Genomic DNA, 12519 nt, shown 5'->3' on the forward strand with positions numbered 1-12519 from the left:
AAGGCAAGATTACACAGATTTAATATCAGTGTAATCGGTGACCCTAAAGGGATTTCACTTAATTAACCCTAATGAAGTCATAATCTGAAGTTCAATCTGTGTAATCAAGGTCGTAGACCCAAAATAATGTGGAAGAAAATACGCACAATATCGTTAATCCTGCTTCTATTTGTATCTCTTTCTTATATTATCAATATAAGGCTGTTTTTTCTTGAATCAAGGGTAAAATCAGCCTTAAATATAATCCAAAACCAGCAAATAAGCTTTGATAGGATAGATTATAAATTCGTAAACAGGCTTATCATAAAAAATTTAAAAGTAAGTGATGTGCTTGAATGCCCGCAAGTAATTGTCTATATTAACCCCGTAGAACTCTTAAAAACACCTAAAAACCCAGAAAATTTCATAGAGCATATCCATTTTGAAAAGCCTGTCTTATTTACGGGTCAAAAAATGTTTAATTTCAGACAAGATGATAAAGTTAAGGGCGATATGTCCGGAAAATTCCCCAGTATAGATATAACCTGGAGCGGAGGGAATGTACGGAATAAATATTTTGATTTGGAAAACAGCGAAGGTTCATTTAGAATAGACGATAAAATAATATTTATCCTGTCAGGTTTGATTGGGCAACAAAAACTAGCTATTAAGCTTGAAATGGAAAATAACAAGGCTGCCGTAAGAGGAAACATAGATGTGGATATATCGGGAAATGATACCCAGATAAATATGAGCGCTTCCTGCCATTATACAAACAAAAATCAATTTAAAATGAATGTTTTTGTGCCTAAAATAAAGTGGAAAACATTTGATATATACAACTCTACGGGGAGTTTTATTTTTGATAAAGAAGCAATAAAAGCAGAAGTTTCAAGTCTTGGTTTTAAGATAGACGTGTTTGGTGCTAATCTCAATGATCTGAAGTATAAGGCAGCTATTGATTTTTCAAAGTTAAATAAACTAATGAGCGGAAGCATAAGTTTAGACGGGAATGTAGATGAGGCTGGGCTTACCGGCAGAATAAATGTGCTCGATTTAGTGTATAGAAGGTTTCTGCTGGGAAGCACACAATTTGAGTGCAAATATGATAAGAACAGGAAACTGACCTGTAAGGGGAGCTCAATTAAAACAAAATACATTGTAGATCTTTCTTTGGATGACCTAAACGAGCTTTTTATAGTATTAAAAGACAGGAAAAATATAACGGGCAAAATAACCGGAAAGCTGACCCCTTTGAACCTTAACATAGATGTCACTAATTTGTCTCTAAGCGAATTTCCTGTATTGTTTTTAGAATACTCTGAACCGTTAAAGGGATATATCTCAATTAAAGGGAACTTGACCGAGTCAAATTCATTTATAAATTTAAATGCAGCTGGTCTAAAGACCAACAGTAATGATGAAGCTTCATTTAAGGCTGAGCTGATAGAAAAGAATAAACAATGGCAGCTAAAATCTGAATCGTTAGGTAAAGACTGGTATTTCCAGGGGAATTGGAAAAATGAAAAAGATTGGGATGTAGATATGACTTTTAACGAATTTAAAGTTGAGAACATTCTGCCTTTGTTAGATGTTAAATTTCCGCTAAAATGCAGGGTTTCGGGTTTGCTTGCTTTTTCGTCAAAAAATACCGGAAAGCTGAACGTTAAGTTAAAAGATATTTTTTGGGGTGAGGATAATTTAGGTGATGGGATAATTGATTTTGATATGTCAAAAGATATGGTTTCTTTGCAAAAACTTTCTTTTTACAATAACAAAGGGACCTTAACCGGGAACGGGGGGATTGATCTCTCTTCACAGGAGGATAATTGCCGGATTAATTTGAGTTGTCATAATTATTATTTGAAACAGAATATGATAAACGGCAATTTAACGGTAATTGGTGATTATTATAATGCGCATAACTGGAAATTTAATGGAAAGCTTGAATCTGAAGGCATTCAAGTAAATAAATGGCCAAATAAACCTTTTTTAGCTAATATTGTTTTAACAAAAGATAAACTTGAAGTTATAAATTACAATTGGCACACTTTGTCAACTGGGAAACTGGATTTAAGCTTTAGGAGTAAAGCCTTACACGGTGATTTGATATTTACAAATATACCTATTGGAAACATAGTAAAAGATGCCGGAGGTAAATTGAACGGGAAAGCCTTGGTAGTAGGAAGTCTGACGTCTCCTATTGTAGCATTTAATTATTCTGCAAATAACACAAAATACAGATCATTTTTATTTAACCATTCAGGGATTATCTCTTATGCAAATAGAACGATATCACTTCAAAATATAAAGATGTTATCAGGAAAAAGCTTTGCGGAATTAAATGGCCGGATATGGCCAAATCCTGATGTTAAAGTAAATTTAAGATCCCTGCCGTTATCTTTATTGAATAAAGTAATTAAACTGCCGTTTCATGTTTCAGGTACGACTTCCGGAGATTTTAAATTGTCTGGTTCTTATGACAACCCAAACTTGAATTTAAATGCGAGTTGCAATAATTTGTCTGTTTACAGGAAAAATATAGATGAAGTCAAATTTAAATTAGATTTGACTGACAAGAAACTTAAAATAAGTAAGTTAACAATTAAATATTCTGACAGTGAAATAAGTTTGCTTAAAGGAAGCTTTTTAGATTTTAATAATAACGAATATTTTGTAAAGACGGAGTATAAAAATCTGCGTTTAGGCTTATTTGAAATATTCGGGGGTATAACATATTCTGGGAAATGGAATTTTGATAAACACAATAAAATTGTTATTAATTCTGTATTAGCAACAAAAAAACTCTGGGTTAATCAACATAATTTAGAAAATATCTCAGTAGGCGTGTTGTATAAGGACAACAATTTAATTTTAAAAACAAAAAATGAACAAAGTCTAAAAATAAACGGGGTGCTTGATTTAAGTAATTATCCGAAAATATATATGAAACATTGTAAAATCAGTAAAAAAATCCAGGGAGAAGTTGCGATAGACGGCGAAATTGGTAAAAACAGGTTGAAATTCGACCTGTTTGCAAAAAATATACCTGCATTGGTTGTTTCCGAGCTGGCTGATTTACCGGTATATGTTGATGGTAGTTTAGGTGTGAACATTAAGGCCGATGGTACTCCTGAAAGACCCAGGTTGCAGGGGGAAATAAATTTATCTAACGGGAATATTGCAGATATGCCTTTTGACAATTTCTATTTACAAGTCATTACAAAAGAAGATAATATTTTGTCTATATCAAAACTAAAACTGGTAGAAAAAGATAAATACTCCATAATGGGTAGCGGATTTGTCCCATTTTATTTTACTAATACATCAAAGAAAAGAATGCAAAACACCCCTTTGAATCTGGTTTTTAGCATTGAAAAAGGAAACTTAAGCCTGCTTTCAAATATGTCCAAAGATATCAAATCTGCAAAAGGCGAAATAAATTCACAGATAACTCTATCAGGGACACTGAATAAGATAATAGGGAACGGTTATCTAAAAATAACGAAAGGCGAAATATATGCAAGGCGGTATTTTCAAAAACTTACTAAGCTGAAAGTTTTTTTATCGTGGAAAAATAATTTACTTAGCGTGAAAGAATTCTCGGCTACCATAGGGCAGGGAGATATGGCTCTAAACGGCAAGGTCGTATTCAGTAAACTTAAGCCAAAAAATATAGATCTTACATGGCAGACTACCGGAAAAAGGGGGATCTCTATTTCTGTGCCTGAATTGCCTATACCTTCCTCGTTGTTTAGTTCTGAGAATCTGGATATACTTACAAATTATTCTGCCGGCGAGCCAAAATTCAATATAAAATTTAAAGGGCCGGCTGATGGTATACATCTATCAGGATGGGTAGAAATGGAAAATACCCATTTCACTTATCCGTCTATAGTCAAAGCAGCAGGAGAAGACGATATATTTGCGGGCCTTTGGCCGAATATAGTATGGGACCTTGAACTGAGGTCAGGAAAAAATACCTGGTATGAAAATGAACTTGCAAGTGTGAATACTTCAGGGGGGATAAAGCTTACAGGTAAAGGCGAATATCCTAAGGTTGAAGGAAAAGTCGAAGCAATAAGAGGCAATGTCATATATTTAGGAAAGGAATTTAAAATAAACAAAGCGGTTTTTGAAACAAGGGATGCAGTGTCGTATCTTGAAGGTGAGGCTGAGATAGAAGTTTATGGTAAAGACCAGAACAGTTACGATACTATAAAACTGTTTATTGATAAATCAAAAATTGAAGATATAAAACCCCGTTTTGTCTCAAAAAACGATTTAAACCTTGCCTCTGAGCAAGCTTTTCAAAAAGCAACGGGGCTTGATTCCTCTGAATCATTATCGACAAACTCTATGTTCAGGAAACAGCTTGTTAGATTTTTTGGTTCTAGTTTGACAACCCCTGTTGCGAGGAATTTACTGAAACGTACAGGGATAGCAGATACGTTCAAGATCCAATACGTAGATGATGCAAATACAAGCCAGCTCGCAGATATAGTCCCTGCCAGCAAGCAAAGTTTTTCAGATATCCTTGCAGGGACAAAGTATTCTATGGAAAAAAGTCTTAATGATAAAATGCTGTTTGGTTATTCGGTGACACTGGATCAGATTCAAGATAAGCTTGACACTAGACATGAATTAGAACTTTCATATAGATGGACTAAAAATATATTCCTAAAAGGTTTATATCAAATACCCACGAACAACCCCTTTATGCAGTATGATAAAAGAATAACTATAGAACAGCAATGGCGCTTTGGATTACCAAAGAAGAAGAGAGAGGGCAAATAGTCTATGGAAAGGCTTGTGACGTAAAATAAAATGTTAAAACATAAATTTGACAAAATACTATGTTGTTTAAGATATATCGATATTTTAATGACAATAAATTCTATAAAATTGTTTGCCAAAAGTGAATTAAAGAGGTAGAATTAAGTGTAAAAATGGAAGATAATCCTATATGTCTGCATGAAATTGAGACATTGTAAAGGCTGTCCTATGACAAAATATGCTAAAGGTGGTTAAGAATGACAAGGGGGTCTAAATTGAGCGAAATAAATAAATTGACATCTGAGAATAAAATGCTGCTTGCTGATATGACGGCACTAAAAGAAATGCTAAAAGAAAAAACCGTAGAGTTGGAAACTGCCAATAAAAAATTGAAAACAACGGAAAATAAAATGATCCAGTCTGAAAAAATGATAAGCGTGGGAATGTTGGCAAGCGGGGTGGCACATGAATTAAACAACCCCTTGATAGCTATTTTAGGCCTTGCTGACCTGATCCTGCTTGAGAACCCATCTTACGAGTCTGTGATAAAAGACATTAAGGAAATAAAAACATCTGCTTTAAACTGTAAAAAAATAATAAACGATTGGCTGGGATTTGTAAGGTATCAGGAATTTTGTATCCAAACAGCAGATATAAGTGAAGTAATAGAAAAAACTATGACCATAGCCGGGTACCGGATTAATTCTGACAAAATTGAAGTTAAAAAAGAATTTGAAAAAAACCTGCCCGCAGTAGAAATGAGCATATCCCATATTCAGCAAGTGTTTCTTAATATAGTAATGAATGCAGCTGATGCCATGCCCCAGGGAGGAGTGTTGAAAATTTCTGCAAACGAATCAGTATGGACTGAAGAGCTCTCGAGAAAGTATACCCGCTCTAACAGCCCGGACACAAAACCTATTAAAATCGGTTGTAGGGTCGTAGTAATAAAATTCAAGGATTCTGGTAAAGGTATTAGCAAAGAAGTTTTACCTATGATATTTAACCCGTTTTTCACTACCAAGGATGTTGGCAGGGGAACAGGATTGGGAATGTATGTAAGCTCGGGAATTGTTATGAAGCATAAAGGTACGATCGTTGCTGATAGCGAGGGCTTGGGGAAAGGTTCGATTTTTACGGTTATTTTACCGATAAGCCAAATGGAGCTGTAAAAATGTCCGGAGAACGTATTCTGGTCGTAGACAGCAATAACCTTGTCAGAGAGGTTTGCAGCAGGTTTTTAAAAACAAAATACGAAGTTTATCTTGCGGAAACCGGCGATGAGGCCAGGAAAATGTTTTTAGAGATAAACTTCGACGTTATGCTTGTTGACTTAAATATCCGCGGAATAAATGCACTTGACTTATTAAAACGGATAAAAAAAGATTATTCTAAGTGCGCAGTAGTTATTATGACCGGCCAATGGGTACCGCAGATGCTTGCAGATATTATGAAGGAAGGCGGATTTGGATACCTTGAAAAACCCTTTGAGCTGGCTGAACTTGATTATATAATAAAAAGTGCATTAGAAAAAAGGTCAAAATATAAAGAATATCTGGAAGGAAAAAAGATAATGGTGGTGGATGACGAAGATGAATTATTGGATTTTTTTCGTACTGTTTTTGAATTAGAAAAAGCCAATGTCATTACATTGCACGACGGAAAATCTGTGCTTTCTAAAATTGAGCAGGAAAGCCCTGACATTATACTGCTGGACCTTATGCTCTCGGGAATTAGCGGCTTTGAAATATGCAGAAATATCAAAAGTAATGATAAGTTTAAAAAGATACCGGTATTTATCCTAACCTCAAGAGCCGATGAGAAAGACAGGATAAAAGGAATCGAAGCGGGTGCAGATAATTATTTCATGAAATCTATCAATCCGCAGGCCTTAATTCAGGAAGTGGCAAAATATTTAGCTGGCAGATAGCGGTTTTCGTATTCCATGATCTTTTACAAAGAAGAGGGGACTAAAAGATGGTAAAAATGGGTAAGAAAATATTGATTTGCGATGACAAAGAACTGACTCTAAAAGTTTTGGGCAGAGGCTTGACGATCGCCGGCTATGAAGTCATAGAAGCTCATAACGGTGAAGAAGGTTTAGAAAAAGCAAAAATTGAGCTGCCTGACCTGATCATGCTGGATATCATAATGCCTAAAATGGATGGGTTTTCAGTAAATCTGAAATTAAAGGAAAACGATAAAACTAAAGACATCCCTGTAATTATTAGCACGACCCGGGCGATGATGTCCGAAATGTTTGAATCCAGTGGCAGAGCAAAAATAAACGGCTTTTTGGAAAAACCTTATACTCTTGAAGAACTTTGGGCTAAAGTAAAAGAAGTATTAGGGGAATGAACAGGTATAAAATATAGAAATTCATTTAATACATGCGAGAAAATAAACGAATAAAATAATGAAAAATATATTTGGAATATTTTTAATTTTACCTGCAATAATAAATTTTTATCAATTTTCGATTGCTGAGCAATTTTCTGCCGACGATTATTTTGACAGGGGCAGTCAGAGATATGCCCAGGGTGACTTGGACAGGGCAGTTTTAGACCTGAAAAAGTCAATGAAATTAGGTAAGGAAGAATCTGAGGTAAAAGATGTTTTATATGAAATATCAACCGTATATTATACTCTCAGCGGCGAGAAATACGTGAATGGGGACACCGAAGGTGCATTTGCGGATGTCGACAAAAGTCTGGAATTAAATAAAGATGATATGTTCGCCAGGAATTTTTTGGGTATATATGCGAAAGAATTGGCAACAAAATATCTTAATATGAAGAATTATGACAAAGCCATGCCCTATTTGGAAAAGCTATTAGAGTTGTTCCCGGAAGAAAATGAATATAAAACAATGTATGAAACCGCTAAAAAACATCTGTCTGACAACAGAGACACTTTTCAGGAGCCGGCATCTTCGGAAGGACCTGTGCAAGCAACTCATAAGCAGGAAAAAGCAAAACAACAACAGCAAAATGCATCGGCCAAACCAGATAAAAAGTTATTTCTTTTGCTGGAATCCAGGATGGAAAAACAGGAAAAATTACTGGAAGGTTATGAAGAAAAATACAAAGAGTTTATGCAGAAGCAGGAAATATTGCTTCAAAATAGTGAAGGGAAACATAAAGAACTGATGCAGAAAATGCTTTCCAGAGTAGCAAGAGATAGAAATGAAATAGCGGATAGTATCAGCAGAGAAACAACAAGGATGAAGCAAGTTTTGATATTTGCCGCTGTAATACTTCTTGTATTAGCAATATTTTCAGTAGTACTTGTCCTGTTTTTAGCCAGGTATATAATAAGCAGGTCAGCCCTTCTGAGGGATGGACACAGGCATATCTGGGGGGGGACAACTGCACAAGGCCTCCCGGATTTCGGCAAAAGGCGACTCTCTGAACATAGCCAGGAGATAGAAGAGCTAAGAATTATTGAAGCTGAGGTGGTTGGACGGCAAACAGACCCTCAGGCAGCGGAAGATGTCCTTCAGCCGTTTTTGCAAAGTAAGGATAGCAAAATAAATGCAGAGGCGGCAAGGGCTTTATTCAAGCATAATCCTACGAGGGCCTTAAATATCTTAGAAGAAATGGAATCAAGCCCGGATAAGCAGACGCGTATTGATGCTATACATGCGCTTGGCGAGATAAATTCTCCTGAAGCAGTTAAGGTCTTGTTAGATAACTTAAATGAAAATGAAATGGATGTAAAAAAAGAGTTAATCCGTTCTTTGCGAAAGATCAATGAACTTAAGAAAGCAGAAATACCTGAATACCTTCAGGATAAAATAGAAAAAGCACTGAACGGATTGAAAGATAATGGAAACTGGGTAATAGAATAGAGGATAAAATGCCTGATATTGACGATGATTTAATACTCGACCGAAAAACCAAAGAGCTAAAATACCTCCAAGAGATTCTTCAGTCGGAAATGAAGAAATGGACGGAGCGTGAATTTGAACTGAAGGATACAATTAAATTATTGGAAGATAAAGTGCCTAAACTTGAAGCGGAACTGAAGTTATCATACGAAAAAAGGCTTGAGCAGCTCAGTGTCCCTGAAAAGGAGTTTCTCAAGATCAGGGTAGAATTGGAAGAAAAAATAAAACAACAGGAGCTGGAAATCGGAGCTTTAAAAGAAATATTTAAAAAAAAGGAAGCCGAATTTATAAGTCTACAAAAAGACAAAGATGAACAGCAAAAAGATCAGGAGAAACATCTTATCGAACAGATAAAATGGCTTACAGAAAAATTAAATAATGAAAGAGAATCCCACGCTCAAATGCTTAAGTCTGAACATGAAGGATACGAATCGGCAAAAGCTGTGCTGGAACAAGAGAGCCTGCGGGTTAAGCAAGAGATCCATAGCAAAGAAGAAGAGTTAAATAAAATGCAAAGATTAATCTATGAAAAAGAAAATCAAAGAGCAAAAATAGAATTTGAACTAAGAAACAACATTGATGTTTTAAACGAAGAATTGAAACGTATAAGAACTTCGTTTGGTTCAGAAAAGAGTAACTTAATAAAAGGCCTTGAAACAAAACAGGAGGAAATCACAAGGCTTAATGATGCTTTAAAAAACCAGCAAAGCGATTTAGTCAAGCAATCTGAAGAACTTATGAAACAGCTTAAGCTTCTTAAGTCTGAGTCGGAAAAAGAAGTGGATAGGCTGAAGGCAACAATAAATGAACAGGCGTTTAAAATTACGGAAATATCCCAAAAAGTTAAGCATGAAGGTGCGCTGGAAGAAGGACAGAAAACAAGAGAACAAGAATATGAAAGCAAATTGAAACAACTTCAGATACTTAAATCTGAATCTGATGAAGAAGTAAATAAACTAAAAATATTTATAAATGAACAGGCATTTAAAATCGATGAAATGTCCCATAAACTTATAAATAAAAGTGCTCTTGAAGAAGGGCATAAAGCAAAAGAACAGGAGTATGAAGGCAAATTGAAACAGCTTGAAACGCTTAACCAGAGTTCAGATGAAGAAACTAAACTTATGAAAAAATTGATCGATCAAAAAGACAAAGATCTTTTTGGCGAAAGGTATAAAAATTCCGAGCTAGAGAAAAAAATGTTAGCGCATCAGCAGGTGCTGTCACAGAAAGCAAACCAATTCGAAGACGCAGAAAGGAATATCCTTGAGTTAAAAGCAATACTCGGACAGCGAGATGACAAAATAAAAGGATTTGAGAAAAGAGTGGATGATCAGGAGTTAAAAATATCTGAATTATCCAAAGAGACAATGCGAAGAGAAGAAATGGAAGAAGCAGTCAGGATAAAAGAAAAACAGATAGAAGGCCAGAAAAATCAAATAGATATAATTGAAAAGAAATACAAAATGGAGTTGGCTCAAAAAGATACGGGCTTGGAAAGGTTGCAGGGTCTGATTGAAACTCAAAAAACGAATTTTGAAGAAAAAATCCGTCAGAACGAAGATCTTACGAAAATTATTAAAAAAGAAAAACAAAAAAATATAGAAAATGAAGCAAAAATAAGGGCAGAGTATGAAGAAAAAGTTAACCAGCGGAATATGGATTACAAGAAAGAGCAGGAAACATGGAACTTAGAAAGAAGTTCTTTGGAGCAGGAAAAAAGAGCCTTAAAAGATGAATTAAAAGCAAGTAAGATAAAGTTTGATGCAGAGAAAGCAGATTTATCAAAAATAGAAAATGCCGAGTGGCATAAAAAGTTAAAGGATAAAGATATCGAGATGGACCAAATAAAAGCAGAGATAACGAAGAAAGAACATGAATTGAAAAATAAATATTTGGCAGGAGATAGAGATGTAGATATGTTGAAACTTCAGCACTTAAAATGGGAAAAAACAGAGTTGCAGAAGAAATTTGAGCAGGAAAAGAACAAGTGGCTCGGAAAAGATACGGTAATGCATGCCAAACTGATGAAATGGAAATATGCTGTTTTGCTCTTGGGACTAATAAGCCTTATAACAATAATGATTCTTATATTAAAATTGAATTCATAGATATTTTTATTGATTCTAACCTATGTCAACCCTGAAATTCATTTTAATAATGCTTCCCATCCGTACAACCACCACTCTAAACCAGCTCTTATGGATTTAAGCCATAAAACCGTCAACAGTTGCTTTATATGAACAGAGTATGAAAATGTGCCCATATAACTTAATACTTCATATATATATATATAATCCATCCTTTATCTACATCTTGAATCTATGTTGTTTATAGAGTATAGAATCTGGCTTATAGCCTGATGGTACCAGAATGTAGTTCTATAAAAAGGTTATTATATGATAATATGCATAAGTAGCAGGTAAAAAGAAAGGAAAAGAGATTTAATTATTTAGGAAGGGTATCCGACATATTCTTTAAGTCTTTTATATATTTATTGACTTCCGCATTGTTTTTATCAAAATCTAAGAATAATTGCCACGATTTCAGCGCTTCAGCATAGTTATTATATATATACATAAGAAGCCCATGAGCATAATAGTAATTCTTGTCCGGAGATTTACTATTTTCATTTTCAAGCGATTTCATTCCGGTAACAATAATATTAATGTGTTTCAATGCATTATATTTTACTTTGGGATCAGGGTCTGATTGGGATACTTCTTTAAATAAGTCATAAGCTCTTATATATTCATTCTTATTAAATGCTTTTACTCCATTTTTGAAACTATCTTTTCTTGTTACAGAAATCTTTCTCCTGGCTGCTTTTTTATCTTCTGCAGTCATTCCGAACGAAAAGATAATGCTAAACCTGTGAGAACCGTAGGTATCCGTAATCCCTTTAAACGGGAATGAAAAACCGTAATCAATACGTATTACGTTGCTGAGGTCATAAGATAGGCCAAATGTTGAGTTTGAGAGGTCTCTGGTTCCTATCTGGAGCCCTGCCCTTAACGCTATTTGATTAGAGACCCATCTTTCAAACCCCGATGAATACATAACATCTCCCTTACTGGACTCTATTTCAAAAGGAACTGTAAGCCTGCTGTCTCTGTAACTTATCCCCAGTTTTGTAATTAAAGGAACTTTAGCTGAGGTCAGCATTCCCATATCAGGTTCGTTGATGTTCTTAAAGACTGTACCTATTGAGATCCTGTCATTAATCTTTGAAAGAAACCCTAAATCATATGCCGTTCCTGATTTAGCATAACCACTTGCAAAAACAGGGTCACGGCCATATGTGTTTCCTAACGTATCTATAGCATTTTCAGTATATATTGTTTGAGCATATTGTTTTGTAAGCATTTTCATGTTTGCGCCTAAGAAGACTGTGCGGCCGAAAATAGTGAAGAAAGATTTGCCGTAAGAAATGAAAGTTGTGTCTTCCTCGTACAATTGTGCTGCTTTAAACCATCTTAAGCCGAACCCGAAAGTGCCGTATTTAGGCGTGTTATAGAGGCATCCTGCAAAAGATTCGCTTATGGCATCCGATAATCCGGCATAAAGTATATTCGTGTTTGTAGCGATCTCCTTATGCCGAACATTGCCAAGGCCTGCAGGGTTGTAAATAATAGCATAAGTATCGTCGCATACTGCAACAAAGTTGTCGCCCATACCGACAGCTCTTGCGCTGGTGCCAAGCTCGTCAAATTCACCGAAACCAGGCTGGTTAAAAAAAGTTATCAAAATGGTAAGTAAGACTATTTTTTTGATCATTTCATTTCCTGCAGAAGTCTCCGGTTCTTTTTCGTAATGTTGTGCCCTCTATTGGTATGTATGGATTATGGCTAAACGATATCCCAGCACTCGGTATG

Annotated in this window: 7 protein-coding genes; 6 read left to right on the plus strand and 1 reads right to left on the minus strand. The window is 35.2% G+C overall.

All coding sequences use genetic code 11. From position 1 onward, the window contains the following. The first annotated feature begins 126 nt into the window (after positions 1-126). The 6 genes from LHV68_02485 (at position 127) to LHV68_02510 (ending at position 10755) form a co-directional block, all read left to right on the plus strand. Entirely contained in the window at positions 127-4776 is a 4650-nt protein-coding gene (locus LHV68_02485; GenBank protein MCB4790733.1) for a translocation/assembly module TamB, read from the plus strand. A 254-nt stretch (positions 4777-5030) separates the two neighbouring features. Then, positions 5031-5927, plus strand: coding sequence for a hypothetical protein (locus tag LHV68_02490; GenBank protein MCB4790734.1), 897 nt, complete (start codon positions 5031-5033; stop codon positions 5925-5927). 2 nt (positions 5928-5929) lie between these two features. Continuing rightward, on the plus strand, positions 5930-6685 hold the full coding sequence (locus LHV68_02495; GenBank protein ID MCB4790735.1) for a response regulator: 756 nt from the start codon (positions 5930-5932) through the stop codon (positions 6683-6685). A 56-nt stretch (positions 6686-6741) separates the two neighbouring features. Then, a complete protein-coding gene (locus tag LHV68_02500; GenBank protein ID MCB4790736.1) occupies positions 6742-7113 on the plus strand; it encodes a response regulator in 372 nt (123 codons plus the stop codon). Positions 7114-7171: 58 nt separating this feature from the next. Then, on the plus strand, positions 7172-8605 hold the full coding sequence (locus LHV68_02505) for a HEAT repeat domain-containing protein (protein ID MCB4790737.1): 1434 nt from the start codon (positions 7172-7174) through the stop codon (positions 8603-8605). Positions 8606-8613: 8 nt separating this feature from the next. Beyond that, positions 8614-10755: a hypothetical protein gene (locus LHV68_02510; protein MCB4790738.1), complete on the plus strand. Its 2142-nt coding sequence runs from the start codon at positions 8614-8616 to the stop codon at positions 10753-10755. A gap of 337 nt (positions 10756-11092) precedes the next feature. Here the strand turns inward: LHV68_02510 and LHV68_02515 are convergent, their stop codons facing one another. Next, a complete protein-coding gene (locus tag LHV68_02515) occupies positions 11093-12421 on the minus strand; it encodes a hypothetical protein (GenBank protein ID MCB4790739.1) in 1329 nt (442 codons plus the stop codon). Positions 12422-12519 lie beyond the last annotated feature (98 nt).

The sequence above is a fragment of the Candidatus Liberimonas magnetica genome (assembly GCA_020523885.1).
Lineage (GTDB): Bacteria > Elusimicrobiota > Endomicrobiia > Endomicrobiales > JAFGIL01 > Liberimonas > Liberimonas magnetica.

What these genes read in the sequence shown, in the direction of transcription:
- LHV68_02495 (MCB4790735.1), top strand. Translation starts at nt 5,930, where the DNA reads ATGTCCGGAGAACGTATTCTGGTCGTAGACAGCAATAACCTTGTCAGA.
- LHV68_02510 (MCB4790738.1), top strand. Translation starts at nt 8,614, where the DNA reads ATGCCTGATATTGACGATGATTTAATACTCGACCGAAAAACCAAAGAG.
- LHV68_02500 (MCB4790736.1), top strand. Translation starts at nt 6,742, where the DNA reads ATGGGTAAGAAAATATTGATTTGCGATGACAAAGAACTGACTCTAAAA.
- LHV68_02485 (MCB4790733.1), top strand. Translation starts at nt 127, where the DNA reads ATGTGGAAGAAAATACGCACAATATCGTTAATCCTGCTTCTATTTGTA.
- LHV68_02505 (MCB4790737.1), top strand. Translation starts at nt 7,172, where the DNA reads ATGAAAAATATATTTGGAATATTTTTAATTTTACCTGCAATAATAAAT.
- LHV68_02515 (MCB4790739.1), bottom strand. Translation starts at nt 12,421, where the DNA reads ATGATCAAAAAAATAGTCTTACTTACCATTTTGATAACTTTTTTTAAC.